Below are 15,444 nucleotides of genomic sequence, written 5' to 3' on the forward strand. Positions count from 1 at the left end.
TAGGAAGGCTTCGCGGAACGACCTTGTTCACCGCATCAGGATTCGCGCCCCCGATTCGATGCTCGACAGATTTACATCCTGCGGGACGGGCATGTCAACGGCCTGGACGGGGTCGCTGTGGCCGTCGCCGAAGGGGTCTCCGCCCTGCTCATCAAGGGGAATCAAACGTTCAGTTATGGGTGTCGGCAGTGGTGGACAAGCGTGCCCGGGAAGGCCATAGTCGGCGCGTCGAACTCGCTTGCCGTCGTGGTGGTCGCGTGAATCCTTGTCTCACGTGGCCCCGGGCGATATTGCTTTAGGTAGGGCGCGCGGAATGGGGAAAGCCGGGCGCGGAATGGGGGGCACGATGAAATACGAGCTGGCCCGACGGCTGGTGCCGGACGGGATGTGGAGCCTGGTCGAGCCACTGCTGCCGAGCTTCACGGGACGCCGGCAGGGCGGCGGCACGGCGCCGCTGAACGAGAGACAGACCTTCACCGCGGTGGTCTACGTCCTCACCTCGGGTTGTACGTGGCGGCAGTTACCGCCGTGGTTCGGGGTCTCGCCCGCCACCGCGCACCGCCGCTTCATCACCTGGACTCGCGTGTCTCTCTGGGGCCGTCTGGAGGAGGCCGCCACCGGGCACGCCGACGAGCTGTGGATCAACGACGTCGTCACCACGGCCCGCAAGAGGGCGGCGGCACGCACCCCTTCGGACCCTTGCTGATGTCCACCACGTGAGATGACCGTTATGCCGGTTACGTCGGTATCTGGTGTGTCCTGACCGTGCACACACATCGGCGCACGGCCGCTCCTCTCGGACGCCAAGGCAACGCCCGCTCCGTCACCGAACGTGGTGGCGGAGCGGGCGTTGAGGGTGTGAGCCGGTGGGTTCGTGCCGGCGGTGACGTGCCGCCCGGACGCGACACCCGGCTGACGATCACCGACCCGCTCGAGACCGCAGGGGGATCGGGCCCGGCCCAGCGGACAACCGCACGTCCTACAGGGTCCCGTCGGCCGTTCCGGTGCTCCTGTCGCCGGAGGCGCCGGCGTAGTCATGGCCGCTCGTCGTCGGGCCAGGACCGAGAGCGGCGATGGGGAGTCCGCTTTCCTCATCGGCCGATACGGACCCACCACGCGCCGTAGGATCTCGGCACGGACGTGGTCCGGGTGCGGACGTCACAGGGGGCGAAGTGCGCTTGTCGCTGGCGGAGTTGATGGAACTGCGGGTTCCGCCCCCGGAACTCGCCGACCGGGTGCTGGGGCCCGTGCGAGACCGGGCCGCGACCGGCCCGCCCGAGGATCTCGCGTCCCGGGAACGGCAGTTGTGGTACGCCATGGCGGGCGCGGTCTGCGAGCGGCTGGGCGATCTGGACGGCACCGTGCACCATTTCCACGCCGCCCTGACGGAGCTCGACGGCGACAGCGACGACCGGCCCGATGCGGAGTTCCGCCTCGGTGTCGCCCTCCACTCCCGGTTCACGGAACGCGGGGACTTCGACGACGCCCGACAGGCGATCGCCCTGTTCCGGGCGGTACTGGCCGTGGCCGACGAAGGTACCTGGCCGCGTCTCATGGCCGCGGCGCACCTGGGGCGGTGTCTGGCCGACCGGTTCGCGGCGGGCGGGGATCCGGCCGACCTGACGGCGGCCCGGGCTCTGCTGGAGCGGGAAATCGACACCGCGGGCGAACCGCCGCCCTCGACCGGTGACGGAGACCCTGAGGAACTCCACACGTGGATCTCCGCCTTCGACGTGCTGGGCGAATGCTTACGTGAACAGGCCGAACTCGACCACGACGAACGCCTTCTGACGAACGCCCTTGACCGTGCCCGCCAGGCGCTGGACCTCGCCGGGGACGACCCCGGCTTCCGTGCCGCACCGGAGAAGGGGCTCGCCCGTACCCTGCTCGTACGGGCCGTGTGGCTGAAGTCGGAGGAGGACTTCGACGAGGTGATCCGGCTGCTCGATCCCTCGGCGCCGGTCGCCCAGGCGGAGAATCCGGCGGCACGCGCGGTGAACCTGGGCATCGCCCACTTCGAGCGTTACCGCCTGCTGGGCACCCGCGAGGACCGGGCACGGGCCCGCACGGCACTCGAACGGGCCTTGGCCGGGCTGCCACCGGGTTTTTCCGCCGCGCGCGCCGGAGCACAGCTCAATCTCGCGGTCGTACTCCGGGAGACCGCTGCCGATTCGGCCGACGGAGCGGAACTGCTCGACCGGGCCGTGGAGTTGGCCGAGGATGCGGCCGCCACCACGCGGGCCCGATCGCCGCTGTACGCCGCGGCCACCGCCGCCGCGGCCGAGGCGCGGATCGCCCGTCAGGCACAGGGCGCAGGCGGCGGCGCGGTGGAACTGGAGGAAGCCTGCAGGAGGCTGGAGACGGCGGCACCGTATCTGCCGCCCGGGGGCGGATTGCTGGTGGCCTCCTTCCGCGACGCCTGGGGCAGCGCGCTGGTCCGGTTCGCGGGCCTCACCTCCGACCCGCATGCCCTGGACCGGGGCGTGGACCTGCTGCGGCGGGCGCTGGCCGATCCGGGCGGGCTCCCCGACCGGCCCCGGACGGCGGGAAATCTCGCGGCCGGTCTGTACGAGCGGTTCCTCGCCCGCGGCTCGATGGGCGACCTGGACGAAGCCATCGAACTGTGGCAGGAGGCCGTGGACCGCAGGCGCCCGGGCTCGCCGCACACCGTCACCGCGCACAGCGGGCTGGCCGTGGCCCTGCACCAGCGCTACGAGCGGCGCGGCACGGCCACCGATCTGGACGAGGCGGTGGAGCGGCTGCTGGCCGCCGCCGCGCGGCCGGCGGACCCGGCCGAACGCCGAGCCGTCCTGAACAACCTCGGCCATGCCCACCAGGCGCGCTACGAGGCCACCGACGATCCGCGGGAACTGGTCCGCGCGGTGGCCGCCCAACGGGAGGCCATCGCCGAGGGCGGCCCGGAGGCGGGCTCGCCCGTGAACGCCCGCATCGGACTGGCACTCGCGCTGGGCGCGCAGGCGGAACGCACCGGTTCGGCGGCGCTGGCAGAGGAGGCGGCGGGCCAGGCCGAGGCGGCCCGCACCGAGGCCCATCCGGCGTCGCGGACCTGGGTGTCGGCCGTGTTCGTACTGGCCGGGCTGTGCCGACTGCGCCATGCGCTGAGCGTCGATCCGGAGCTGCTGCGGGAGGCCGAGGAACTGTACCGGCAGGGCTACGAGGCGGCCCGTGACCGGTATCCGGCCGCCGCGGCGGAAGGCGCGATGGAGTGGGGCCTGTGGCAGGCCCGGCTGGATCGGCATCCGCAGGCCGTGGCCGCCTTCGACCTCGCCGAGCAGGCGGTGGGACGGCTCGTGGCCGAGCAGGGACAGCGCGCGGCCAAGGAGACCTGGCTGCGCACCTCACGCGGGCTCCCCGCGGCGGTAGCCATGGCGGCCTGGCGGTCCGGCGACCCGGTGGGCGCGGTCACCCGGCTGGAACGCACCCGCGCGCTGCTGCTGGCCGAACGCCTGCGGCTGGGCGAAACAGCGGCCGACGGTACGACCGGCACGGATGCGCTCAACGGCAGCGGCACCGTCATCTACCTGGTCCCGGGCTCTGAAACAGGCGTGGCCTTCACCGTCGCGGAGTCGGCCGTACGGGCCACGCCCCTGGACGGTCTGGGCGCGAGGGCACTCGCCCCCTGGCAGGACGGGACGTGGCGCGACAGCGAGCGGCTCGACCGGTTCGCCCGGTGGGCCTGGGAGAACGTCCTGGCCCAGGTGGTGCCCGCGCAGGGCGCGCCGTTCACCCTGATCCCCGTGGGGGAGCTGGTGCACCTGCCCTGGCAGACGGCGTACGCCGCACCCGGCGCCGGCCGGCCGGCCCGGTTCCTGCTCGACGGCCACGCCGTCGGCTTCGCTCCCTGCCTGCGCGTGCTGCCCACCGGCGAACCCGCAAGGGCGCCCCGGTACCTCGGAGTGGCGGTGGGACGCGGCAGTGGCCTGCGTGAACTCCCCTTCGCCGAGCGGGAGGTACGGGCGACCGCCGGCCGGTTCGCCGAGTCCCTGGTGCTGGTGGACGAGGAGGCCACACCCGAGCGGGTGCTGGACTGGCTGCAACAGGGCGGTGGTGTCGCCCACTTCGCCTGTCACGCCGAGACGGACCCCGCCGAGCCCCTCTCCTCCGCGCTCGTCCTCGGCGGCGGCGCGCGCCTCGCCGTACGGGATCTGCTGGACCTGCGCGGCGGACTGGACCTGGTGATCCTCTCCGCATGCGCCACCTCCGTGGCCGGCCGGGAGCTGCCCGACGAGGTGGTCGGCCTGCCGGGCACCCTCATCGGGGCCGGTGCGCGGGGGGTGGTGTCGGCGTCCTGGCCGGTCAACGACCTCGCCGCCTGCCTGGTGATGACCGACTTCGTCGGCCGCTGGGCCGAAGGGGCGGCGCCGGCGGAGGCGCTGCGCGCCGCCCAGACAGGGCTACGCGACCTGCCGCACGGCGTGCTGGCCAAGCGACTGCGCGTGCTGCGCGGCCCGGTCGTCACGGAGGCACCGCTCCCCCCGCCTCCGCAGGCTCCCGCCCGCCCTTTCGGATCGCTCTCCGACTGGGGGGCGTTCACCTACACGGGCCATCCCGGCACCGGCCCATCAGACGGACACCCCCGACGGGACCCCACGGGAGAGCACCGATGAGCACAGCGTCGTCCCTGCCCTATCAGCAGGGCACCGACCCGCGGTTCGCGCAGCGGGCCGCGGCCACCTTCACCCTGGAGGACTTCGGCTCCGCGCTGGTGCTGTCCGGGCCTTGCCCGCGGTGCGGTCAGGAGATGGAGTTCACGCTGGTGAAGGAGCTGTTCCGGGACGGCACGGGGGCGGTTTCCGCACCCGGCCGCCCGGTCGTGATGTTCTGCACGGCCGAGGTGGTGTACGACGGTTCCCCGGACGGCAGGCCCGGCTGCGGTGCGTTCTGGAGCCTGAGGCTACCGGCCGGAGGGGGCGGATGAGCGGCGGTCTGCTGCCCGGCCCCCCGCCGACCGCCGCCCAACTGCGCCGGGCCAGGTCGGTGCGGCGGGCCCTGGAGCGGGAGCTGGACCGGGTGCGTGAGGTCGCCGTGGCCTGGCGCAACGGGCTCGGTGCGGTCCTGGCCGGACTCGTGGGGTTCAGCCTGATCAAGGGCCGCAGCGACGTCGGACAGATCGCCCCCGGCTGGTCCACCGCGGTCGGACTGCTGCTCCTGGCCGCCCTGGCGGTGGGTGGAGCGGGCGCCCTGTGCCTGTTGCGCGCGGCGCACGGTCGTCCGTACGCCCGCTGGCTGTCCGAGGCCGACGACGCGACCGGGCGGCCGCTGCAGGTCGAGGACCACGACGAGGCACTGTCCAGCGCTCGCTTCCTGCGCACGGGGACCGTCCTGACCTGCCTGTGTACGGCACTGCTGGTCACCGCGGTCGGAATGACCTGGTACGCCCCGCCGAAAGATCCTCCGGGACTTGTGGTCAGGCAGGGTGCGACGTCCCTGTGCGGAGAGGTCGTCTCGGCCGGCCGGGGAACGGTCGTGCTGAAGGTGGACGGTGTCGCCGTGACCGTGGACCTGTCCCGGGCCGACTCCCTTACTCCGGTGGACTCCTGCCCCGCGCCCGCCTCCGGGTAGACGGGCGTGCACCCCACGAACGTCGAGACCTCTTTCCGCCATGTCCGACAACCTCACCGCGCCGCGCGCTGGAGCCCGCACTTGCCGGAGGGCGCCCTGCGCGTGCTGCTCGGCACCGAGGACCTCACGCCGACGCCGTCGGCCGGGGCGTTCAGCGGTGCTGCCTCCCAGGTGTGGACATGGCTGGCGCTGCCCGGGTGCTCGGTGACGACCGGCTGCTGGAGCGGCCACCGAGCGGCCCCAACTGCTCGCCTAGGGCGCTTCGTTGGTCGAGGAGGACATCGAGGTGGACCTCCTCAACGGGGCTGCCGGCGCGATCGTCCCCTGCTCGGCCTGGCCACCGCGACCGGGCAGGGCCGGTGGCTCGGCGCCGCCGCGCGCATCGGCGTCGGCTGACCGGGCTGGCCACGCTCGACGTGAGCGGCGCCCGCTGGACGACCCGGCTCAACCCCGAGGGCATCGGTGGCTTCGCCCACGGCGCCACGGGCATCGGCTGGGTGCTGGCCCGGCTCGCCCTCAGCGGCGCCGGCTCCGTGGCCGAACGCCGCGGCTGGCGGCACCTCGCCCAGCAGGCCTTCGCCTTCCAGGAATCCCTCTGGCAGCCCGAACCGGGCAACTGGCTCGACGTCCGGATCGGCGCCGAGGAGGACTTCTTCACCAGCTGGTGCCACGGCAGCGCGGGGATCGGCATCGGCATGCCCGACCTGCACCGGCGCACCGGCGGTCCCGCCCCCCTCGACGTGGCCCACCGCGCCGCACACGCCCGCGCCGCCGAGGGCTTCGGCTGGTGCCACACCCTCTGCCACGGCGACCTCGGCCTCTGGGAGTTCCTCACCTCCCTGGGCTTCGGCGACCCGCTGGACCTCGACGCGGAGATCCTCACCGGTCTCGAACAGCGGCCCCGTCGGCGGCCTGGCCCGCGAGGCGTTCCCACCCAGCCTCATGTCCGGCCTCGCCGGAGTCCTGCACACAGTGCTGCGCATGCATCCTGCGGCGGACCTGCCCAATCCCCTGCTCCTGGAGTAGCCGGAACAGCGCTGTACACCGAGCGGGCCGACAACCTGGACTGCGATCCTCCGGTCGCCCGCCGCCGAGGCTTGGTTTCCGCTGGTCACAGCCACTGCTGAGCGGCTGTGGGCCGTCTTGAGAGGATGGGGGCATGGCGGACTCACCTATGCAGATCAATGCCCTGATCGTCGATGCCACGGACCCCGAGCGGCTCGCTGTGTTCTGGTCGGAACTGCTCGGTAGGCCGGTCGTGGCCCGTATGGGCCCGTACGTGTGGCTGCGGCGGGAGAACGGCCTGGGGCTGGGGTTTCAGCACACCGCCGAGCCCAAGTCGAGCAAGAACCGGATGCACTTCGACATCACCTCTCCCGACCCCGCCGCCGAGCAGCAACGGGTCGAGATGCTCGGCGGGCGCAGGCTGGAGCAGTACGCCGACGGCGGGTTCCTGGTGATGGCGGACCCGGAGGGCAACGAGTTCTGCATCATCCCTGAGGGGCCCTTCGAACTCGACGACGAGGGGCGCGCGAACTACCTCGGCTGATGGCCAAGCTTCGACCCGACATCAAGCTGCCCGAGCCGAACAAGAACGCTCCGGCAGTCAGTGAGAGCGCACGCCAGTCCCTCCTCAAGCAGGCGAGTTCAGGCTTGCCCCCTTCATGGGCCGTCAGACAGGAGGTGAGACCTTCTGGGAGCTCCGGGCCGTTCAAGCAGCAACTCGTCCTCGTGCCGGGACAACGTCGACCTGCTTGACCTGTGTACGAAGATCACGGCCTACTCGCCGATGGCAACACGGCTGACCCAGTCCGCCCCTCGAAGCCAAGCGCGAGGCACTTCAGGTCATCGGCGACCATTTCGGACCGGCACTGCCGCGGCAGGTGCTCGAGAGCGGGCGGCTTCCTTCCGTGGTCACCCGCACCTCGCCTCCCTCACATGGCGCGGCCGGTTCCTCCTTGGTCGCGAAGGCCCAGCTGTCAGGGATCTTCGCCGTCCGCCTCGACCGCGTCCCGGATCCTGCGTACCTGCTCGGCCCCGGGCCCCTCCGCCCGGGGATGCCCCCGTACCGTGAACCAGATCTTGTTGTGGGCCGCCCGATGAAACATCGGCGTAACCGTCCGAGGTGCTTCAGCTACCCTCGGTGGACCTCTCCCCGGCCTCATCCACATGCTGCGATACGCTGTGCGAAAGGCGTCTGTGCCCGCCGGTCCCTCCCGACGCGGTGACCCCGAACAGTGCGGCCTGGCGGCCACATTTCCTCGCTCAGCGGGAAATCAACTCCACGAGTCGCACGGGACAGTTGTCTTCCGTAGGTCCGTTCTCCCGTAGGTCGGTTCTCATGGACCTCAACACCATCACCGAAGTAGTCCGGCGACCCTCCGAGCGGCCAGGTATGGACTGGCACGAGGGCGACGCCTGGCTCGCAGGCGGCACATGGCTCTACTCCACGGAGCAGCCGGACCTGCGAAGGCTGATCGACCTGACGGCGTTGCGATGGGAGCCTGTTGTCCCGACGGACGAGGGCCTGGAGATCAGCGCCACCTGCACCATTCGCGACCTGTACGCCTTCCCGTGCCCGGAGGAGTGGACCGCCGGAATTCTCTTCCGGAAAAGCTGTGAGGCATTCCTGTCCTCGTTCAAGGTCTGGAACGCCGCGACCGTCGGCGGAAACATCTGTACCTCCTTGCCCGCCGGCCCGATGATCACGTTGACGGTCGCGCTGGAGGCGCGGTACGAACTATGGGCGCCCGACGGCTCCGTGCGCTTCGTCGACGCCCTCGATTTCGTCACGGGCGACCACCGCAACGTTCTCACCCCCGGGGAAATCCTGCGGCGCATCACGATTCCGGCGCACGCGCTGCGCAAACGCACCGCGCACCGTCGCTTCACGCTGACCCGGCTCGGGCGTTCGACGGTGTTCCTGGTCGGCACCCAACGGCTGGGAGCGAGTGACCTGCTGCTCACCGTCACCGCCGGGACCACCCGGCCGGTCCGCATCGCCTTCGACTCCCTGCCCGATGCCCGAACCCTGCGGCAGAGCATCGACGCCGTGCCGGCCGACGTCTGGTTCGCCGATCCCAACGGGACCCCCGACCACCGCCGCCATCTGACCCACCACTTCGCCGAAGAGATTCGCCGCGAACTCATGGCTGGGGACCTGCCATGACCTACAGCGTGAACGGCCGGAAGTTCGACCGGGAACCCGCCCCGGGCCAGTGCCTGCGCACCTTCCTGCGCGACCTGGGCCACTTCGGCGTCAAGAAGGGGTGCGACGCGGGCGACTGCGGCGCCTGCACGGTGTGGCTGGACGGGACACCCGTCCACAGCTGCATCACCCCCGCATTCCGCGCGGACGGCCGTGAGGTGACCACGATCGAGGGCCTCGGACGGCCCGGCGCCCCGCATCCCGTGCAGCGGCAGTTCGAGGACGCCCCGGGGTTCCAGTGCGGTTTCTGCACCGCAGGGATGATCATGACGTCGGCGACCTTCACCGAGGACCAGAAGGCGGATCTGCCCCGGGCGCTGCAGGGCAACCTGTGCCGCTGCACCGGCTACCGGGCGATCGAGGACGCCGTGAAGGGCGTCAGCGCGGTCGAGACGGCGGTACCGGGCAAGGCCGTGGGGACGAGCGTCGCCGCACCCGCGGGCCACGACGTGGTGACGGGTCACGCCGAGTTCACCATGGACACACATATCGAGGGCATGCTGCACCTCAAGGTGCTCCACTCACCCCACGCGCACGCCCGGATCGTCTCGGTCGACAGGACGGCCGCACTCGCGGTGCCAGGTGTACACCGGGTCTACACCTGGGAAGACGTACCGCGTAAACGCTTCACCACGGCGATCCACACCGACCACCGGGTCGACCCGGACGACACCTACATCCTCGACGACACGGTCCGCTTCGCCGGCCAGCGCGTCGCCGCGGTCCTCGCCGACACGGTCGGAGCTGCGGAGGAGGGCTGCCGGCGGCTCGTCGTCGAGTACGACGTGCTGCCGGCGGTGTTCGACCCCGAGGAGGCGATGGCCGAGGGCGCACCCCAACTGCATGGCGCGGAGGATCCGTTCGTCCGCGATCCCGTCCACAACATCCTGCTCGAACTCCACTCGCACATCGGCGACGTCGACGCGGGATTCGCCGCGGCCGACGTGATCCACGAAGGCACGTACTCCTCACCGCGGGTGCAGCACGCGCATCTGGAGACCCACGGCTCGATCGCCTGGATGGAGGACGGCCGGCTGAACGTCCGCACGAGTTCGCAGTCACCGTCGATCGCGAAGGCCAAGCTGGAGTACCTGTTCGCGCTGCGTCCGGACCTGCTGAGGGTGTTCTGCAAGCGAGTCGGTGGCGGATTCGGCGGCAAGCAGGAGGTGATCGCGGAGGACCTGGTCGCGCTCGCCACCCTGGACACCGGGCGGCCCACCTGTCTCGAGTACACCCGGGAGGAGGAGTTCACCACGGCCTCGCCGCGGCATCCGATGACCCTGACGGTCAAGCTCGGCGCGAAGGCCGACGGCACGCTCACCGCCCTCCAGGTACGCAACGTGTCCAACACGGGCGCCTACGGCAACCACGGTGGCGAAACGGTGTACGCGGGCGGAGCCGCCGTCATGATCTACCGCTGCGCCAACAAGAAGTACGACGCGTACTCCGTCTACACGAACACCGTGCCGAGTGGGGCACTGCGCGGTTACGGGATGACGCAGCCCGCGTTCGCCGTGGAGTCGGCCATGGACGAACTGGCCCGCGCCCTGCACATCGACCCGCTCGAACTGCGCCGACGCAACATCGTGCGGCCGGGCGAGCCCCTGGTCGCCCTGCACGACGGCCCCGACGACGTGGTCTTCACGGAGGACGGACTCGCCGAGTGCATCGACCTGGTGGGCGACGCCCTGGCCCGTACAGCCGGCCAGCCGCCCCCTGGCCCCGAGTGGCTCGTCGGCAGCGGCGTGGCCAGCTCGTTGCACGAGACCGCGCCCCCGACCGAACACCTCTCCGAGGCATGGGTCACGCTGGGCGACGACCTCCTCTACGAACTGGCGGTCGGGACAGTCGAGTTCGGCGAGGGAACCTCCACGGCCCATGTCCAGATCGCGGCCAACCAGCTCGGCACGACGCCGTCGCGGATCCGTCTGGTGCAGTCCGACACCGACCGCACGGGGTTCGACACCGGAGCCTTCGCGAGCGCGGGCCTGTTCGTGGCGGGTAACGCGGTCCTGCGGGCGGCCAATGCCGTGCGCGACCGCATCCTGGAGTTCGCCGCGGCGCACACGGGCGTCCACGTCGTGATGTGCACGATGGACGACGACGGTGTCGTCTGCGGAGACCGGCGGGTGTCGCTGGCCGAACTCGTCGCGCTGGCCCGGGCGCGTGGTATCCGGTTCACCGCCGCGCGCAAGGCGTACGGCTCACCCCGGAGCGTCACCTCCAACACGCACGGGTTCCGGGTCGCCGTGCACCGCGTGACGGGCGAGATACGGATCCTGTACAGCGTTCAGGCGGCGGACGCCGGGGTGATCATCAACCCGGCGCAGGTCCGGGGACAGGTGGAGGGCGGTGTCGCCCAGGGAATCGGCTTCGCGCTGACCGAGAACCATCACCTCGACGACAGTGGCGTCATGGTCAACCCGAACCTCCGGAACTACCGCATCCCCACCTACGCCGACATTCCCCGTACCGAGGTCCTCCTGGTGGGTTCGGCGGATTCGGTCGGGCCCCTGCGGGCGAAGGGCATGGCGGAGTGCTGCATCAACCCGGTGGCCCCCGCGCTCGCGAACGCGGTCCATGACGCCACGGGTGTCCGCTACCGCGCGCTGCCGCTGACGCCGGAACGCATCTACGGCCGACTCCCTGCGGAGCAGTCGGTGGCGACAGGTTGAGCCACCATGAACACCAGAAGAACGGAGCCGCCGCGGCGACGGCGATCACCGGCCGGAAGGCACCGGCACCGAGATCTCCCCGCCGACACCGCTGCAACCCGACTGGGTCGTCGTGTACCGGTTCGACGCGGTGGCGCACCTGCAGGCGTGGCCGCCGCGCAGGAGGAGCGGTTCAGCCGTGTCCGCCATGATCCCGGCTTCCCGGCGCAGGCCATCGAATACTGCCTGCGGGAGGCGGGCGCCTCGTTGAACGATGTGTCCGCGGTTGCATACTACGAGGATCCCGCGCTGAAGTTCCGTCGTGTCATGGCGACTTTCGCCGGTGCCGCGCCGACCGGATTCGCCTCTTTCCAGGGCACTTTGCCGGCCTGGCTGTCGTGGAAGCGGCGCACCGCGGATGTCGTCAGGCAGGAGCTGGCCGCTCTCAACCTGGGTACCGTCCCCGAACTGCGTGTCCGCCAACACCATGAGTCCCACGCGGCGTCCGCCTTCTACCCCAGTCCGTACGAATCGGCTGCCGTACTGTGCATCGACGGTGTGGGCGAATGGGCCACCACCACGCTGTGGCACGGCAGGCAAACGGAACTGCGGCCGGTGGCCGAGATCCGTTTCCCGCACTCGCTCGGTCTGCTGTACTCGGCGTTCACGTACTTCTGCGGCTTCAAGGTGGACTCCGGCGAGTACAAGCTCATGGGTCTGGCCCCCTACGGAAAGCCCCGCTACGCGCAGGTGATCAGAGAGAAGCTGATCGACATCAAGCCGGACGGCTCCTTCCGGCTCGACACGCGCTACTTCGAGTATCTGCGCGGTCAGGTCATGACCGGCCGCGGCTTCGAGCAGCTGTTCGGCGGGCCGCGGCGCACACCGGAGGGGCCGCTCACCGAGCGGGAGTTCGACCTGGCGGCCTCGGTGCAGCAGGTCACCGAGGAAGTGGTCGTGCTGCTGGCCCGGCACGCCCGCGAGCTCACCGGTGAGCGGCACCTCGTCCTGGCCGGCGGCGTGGCCCTCAACTGCGTCGCCAACGGAAAGGTCATCAACGAGCAGATCTTCGACGAGGTCTGGATTCAGCCCGCCGCGGGCGACCGGAGGCTCGCTCGGCGCGGCCCTCGCCGTTGCCGCGGACCTCGGCGCGCCCCGGGCACACGTGGGCACGGGCCGCGACGGCATGTCCGGTTCACTGCTCGGACCGCGGTTCAGCGATGAGGAGATCGCCACTTACCTGGACGGCCGGCAGCTCCCGTACACCCGTCTGGATCCGGACGAGCTCTGCCGGCAGGTCGCCGAAGGGCTCGCCGACGGCAAGATCGTCGGCTGGTTCCAGGGGCGGATGGAGTTCGGGCCCCGGGCGCTCGGAGCACGGTCGATCATCGGAGACCCGCGGGATCCGGCCATGCAGTCCGCTATGAACCTCAGGATCAAGTTCCGGGAGTCCTTCCGTCCGTTCGCACCCTCGGTGCTCGCCGAGGACGCCAAGGACTATTTCGAACTCCACCAGGAGAGCCCGTACATGCTGGTGGTCACGGATGTCTCCCCGGCCCAGCGCCTTGAGGCTCCGGACTCCGGGAGCGTCACCGGACTCGACCAGCTCAAGGTGCACCGCTCCACCATCCCCGCGGTCACCCACGTCGACCACTCGGCCCGGGTGCAGACCGTCACCGAGGAGAACAACGCCCCGTACTACCGGCTGCTCACGGCTTTCAAGGAGCGGACCGGCTGCCCGGTCCTGGTGAACACCTCGTTCAATGTGCGCGGCGAGCCGATCGTGGCCTCAGGGGAGCAGATGCGCAAGGCACTCCTCGCCATCACGTACTTTCTGCTGATCACGCCGATCGGCCTGCTGAGCCGGCTCGTACGCGATCCGCTCGCCCGAAAGTGGGACCAGAAGGCCGACACGTACTGGGTCAGTACGACCCCGTCTCCCACGAGACCGAGCGGCGCCGAGTGAGGACCGACAGCGTCGAGGAGGCTCCGGCTGACGACTGATCCGACCGAGCCAAGCCGGAAGCAGCAGCTGTGTCCTGTCTGGCGCGTGCGTTTCTTTGGCGTTGCGGCGCACTCCAGCTGGACGACTCCGAGGGACAGACTGGTTGCCATGCAGAGAGAGAAGGGGACAGTTGCCGGCGCACAGCCGTCGGCAGACAGCGCAGGCCCTCGGCGGCCTGCGACCGGCCCGACCGAGGTCACCGTGGGGGTGGAGGAGGAGTACCTGCTGGTGGACCCGGTATCGCGGCAGTTGAGCCCGCAAGCAGACAAGGTGGTGGCCCAGGCAGCCGGGGATCTCGGCGACCGGGTCACCACCGAGTTCACTCTCTATCAGGTCGAGGTCCGCACGGATCCGCACACCGCCCTCACGGACCTGGGGGAGCAGCTGCGTGCGACCCGTAACGCCGTCGCGTGTGCCGCAGCCCGGCTGGGGCTGCGCGTCATCTCCAGCGGCACGCCCATTTTGGGGCAGCTCAATCCACCGCCTTTAACCCCCGGGGTCCGCTACGCCGAAAGCTTGGCCAGGTTTGGCGCCCTGGACCACGAGCAGAGTGTCTGCGCCTGTCACGTCCACGTCGGCGTCCCCGACGTGGCCACGGCGCTGCAGTTGAGCAACCACCTGCGCCCTTGGCTCCCCGCTCTCCTGGCCATGACCGCCAACTCCCCCTACTGGGACGGCATGGACACCGGCTACGCCAGCTGGCGCACCATGACGTGGGGCCGGTGGCCGGTAGCGGGGCCGCCCCCCTACTTCGAGTCCCGCACCCACTTCGAAGACCTCCTCGATCGCCTCGTCACGAGTGAGACCCTCCTGGACCGCGGTGGCCTCTACTGGGACATCCGCCCCTCCCACCACGTGCCCACCCTCGAGATCCGTATCGCGGACGCCGCCCTCACCGTGGACGACACGCTGCTGCTCGCCGGCACGGTCAAAGGCCTCGCCGTCACCGCCATGGCTGCCGTCCACAACTCCCAGGCCGCCCCGTGCCCGCAGCCGGAGATGCTGCGCGCCGCGTGCTGGCGCGCCGCCCGGGACGGGCTGAGCGGAAAGAGCATCAATCTGGACACCGGCCGGCTCGAATCCGCTGCCGTACACCTCGGCCGTCTCTGGGACACCGCGCTGCCGGCCGTGGCAGCCTCAGATGACCCCTCGCTTCTGCATGCCGCACACATGCGCCTCCGCGACGAGGGGAACGGCGCCGACCGCCAAAGAGCGGCCTTTCGGCGGCGGGGCAGTCACATCGACGTCGTCGACTACCTGATCGAGATGGCCGCCGTTGCTCCTGGTCGCCCCCACCCCTCAGCGTCTGGCCTCGATGTCCCCGAATGATCCGGATACCGGTGCGAACCAAGGGTTCCCTGATGCGGCACCGGCGCTGCGCGGCACCAGCGCGCTCCACCGGCCTCGGTCCCTCCGAGGGGGATGACGTGGACGCTCATGCTCTGCGTGCGCGCGGCGACTGAGGCCGCCTCGGCGGTCAGGCGGTGCGCCCGCGGGCGGTGGTGACGAGGGTGTACGGACCGCCTGGGCCACCTGGGCCGTGGGCAGCCGGTTCGCCGCCTGGCGCCACACCAGGGGCCGGGGGGCGTCGAGCACCTCTGGGGCGATCCCCTGCCCGCGGACGGCGGGCGGACAGTGCCTGGCTACCGCCTCGCGGAGAGCACGGGCGAGCAGGGCGTCATCGATCCGGTGGGCGGTCGGGCGCCGGGTCCGTTCGGCGTGCTCGTGCGTAGACGCCTGCGCGGCGCCGACGGTCCGCCAGGGTTTGTCGGTGCAGGTCTTTCACCCGCAGTAGATCGTGGGGGACTTTGCCAGTCACGGCCGGACGCGCGGCCTCGGGTGGCGGCGCCCCGCCGCCACCCGCCCTCGTAGCCACCCACCGTGAGGCGTCCAGGCGCTGGAGGAACCACCGCACGGCTCACCCGTACGGAGTACCCGTCGCTCCCGCTCTGGGCCGTCAGGCCGCCGCCCATTCGAGTCGGAGCGCCGCCGGC

Annotated in this window: 9 protein-coding genes and 2 pseudogenes; 10 read left to right on the forward strand and 1 reads right to left on the reverse strand. The window is 70.9% G+C overall.

Going from position 1 to position 15,444, the window contains the following annotated elements:
• Positions 1-346 precede the first annotated feature (346 nt).
• From ACZ7GZ_RS20015 to ACZ7GZ_RS20060, 10 genes and pseudogenes are all read left to right on the forward strand, one after another.
• Complete coding sequence (locus ACZ7GZ_RS20015) at positions 347-706, forward strand: transposase (protein ID WP_471025826.1); 360 nt, start codon at positions 347-349, stop codon at positions 704-706.
• Positions 707-1,172: 466 nt separating this feature from the next.
• Complete coding sequence (locus ACZ7GZ_RS20020) at positions 1,173-4,628, forward strand: CHAT domain-containing protein (protein WP_471025827.1); 3,456 nt, start codon at positions 1,173-1,175, stop codon at positions 4,626-4,628.
• Positions 4,625-4,939: a hypothetical protein gene (locus tag ACZ7GZ_RS20025; RefSeq protein ID WP_471025830.1), complete on the forward strand. Its 315-nt coding sequence runs from the start codon at positions 4,625-4,627 to the stop codon at positions 4,937-4,939. Before ACZ7GZ_RS20020 ends, ACZ7GZ_RS20025 begins: the two co-directional genes overlap by 4 nt.
• Complete coding sequence (locus ACZ7GZ_RS20030; protein ID WP_471025832.1) at positions 4,936-5,583, forward strand: hypothetical protein; 648 nt, start codon at positions 4,936-4,938, stop codon at positions 5,581-5,583. The genes ACZ7GZ_RS20025 and ACZ7GZ_RS20030 overlap by 4 nt, the downstream gene beginning before the upstream one ends.
• Before the next feature lie 359 nt (positions 5,584-5,942).
• Positions 5,943-6,710, forward strand: a complete 768-nt coding sequence (locus ACZ7GZ_RS20035) for a lanthionine synthetase LanC family protein (protein WP_471025834.1) — start codon at positions 5,943-5,945, stop codon at positions 6,708-6,710.
• Between the two features lie 32 nt (positions 6,711-6,742).
• Entirely contained in the window at positions 6,743-7,132 is a 390-nt protein-coding gene (locus tag ACZ7GZ_RS20040; protein WP_471025837.1) for a VOC family protein, read from the forward strand.
• Positions 7,133-7,924: 792 nt separating this feature from the next.
• On the forward strand, positions 7,925-8,752 hold the full coding sequence (locus ACZ7GZ_RS20045; RefSeq protein WP_471025839.1) for an FAD binding domain-containing protein: 828 nt from the start codon (positions 7,925-7,927) through the stop codon (positions 8,750-8,752).
• Positions 8,749-11,466 (forward strand): molybdopterin-dependent oxidoreductase, encoded by a 2,718-nt coding sequence (locus ACZ7GZ_RS20050; protein WP_471025842.1) that lies wholly within the window; start codon positions 8,749-8,751, stop codon positions 11,464-11,466. Before ACZ7GZ_RS20045 ends, ACZ7GZ_RS20050 begins: the two co-directional genes overlap by 4 nt.
• Positions 11,467-11,568: 102 nt before the next feature.
• Positions 11,569-13,411: pseudogene (locus ACZ7GZ_RS20055) on the forward strand (carbamoyltransferase family protein).
• A gap of 147 nt (positions 13,412-13,558) precedes the next feature.
• Positions 13,559-14,779, forward strand: coding sequence for a carboxylate-amine ligase (locus tag ACZ7GZ_RS20060; RefSeq protein WP_471025845.1), 1,221 nt, complete (start codon positions 13,559-13,561; stop codon positions 14,777-14,779).
• On the opposite strand, the pseudogene ACZ7GZ_RS20065 reads toward ACZ7GZ_RS20060, so the two are convergent.
• Positions 14,750-15,169, reverse strand: a pseudogene (locus ACZ7GZ_RS20065) (Rossmann-fold NAD(P)-binding domain-containing protein); the annotation flags it as partial. The gene ACZ7GZ_RS20060 and the pseudogene ACZ7GZ_RS20065 overlap by 30 nt on opposite strands.
• Positions 15,170-15,444 lie beyond the last annotated feature (275 nt).

The organism is Streptomyces sp. NPDC037288 (assembly GCF_055603265.1).

Coding starts and splice junctions, on each gene's coding strand:
- ACZ7GZ_RS20030 (WP_471025832.1), top strand. CDS start 4,936: ATGAGCGGCGGTCTGCTGCCCGGCCCCCCGCCGACCGCCGCCCAACTG.
- ACZ7GZ_RS20045 (WP_471025839.1), top strand. CDS start 7,925: ATGGACCTCAACACCATCACCGAAGTAGTCCGGCGACCCTCCGAGCGG.
- ACZ7GZ_RS20025 (WP_471025830.1), top strand. CDS start 4,625: ATGAGCACAGCGTCGTCCCTGCCCTATCAGCAGGGCACCGACCCGCGG.
- ACZ7GZ_RS20050 (WP_471025842.1), top strand. CDS start 8,749: ATGACCTACAGCGTGAACGGCCGGAAGTTCGACCGGGAACCCGCCCCG.
- ACZ7GZ_RS20040 (WP_471025837.1), top strand. CDS start 6,743: ATGGCGGACTCACCTATGCAGATCAATGCCCTGATCGTCGATGCCACG.
- ACZ7GZ_RS20060 (WP_471025845.1), top strand. CDS start 13,559: ATGCAGAGAGAGAAGGGGACAGTTGCCGGCGCACAGCCGTCGGCAGAC.
- ACZ7GZ_RS20015 (WP_471025826.1), top strand. CDS start 347: ATGAAATACGAGCTGGCCCGACGGCTGGTGCCGGACGGGATGTGGAGC.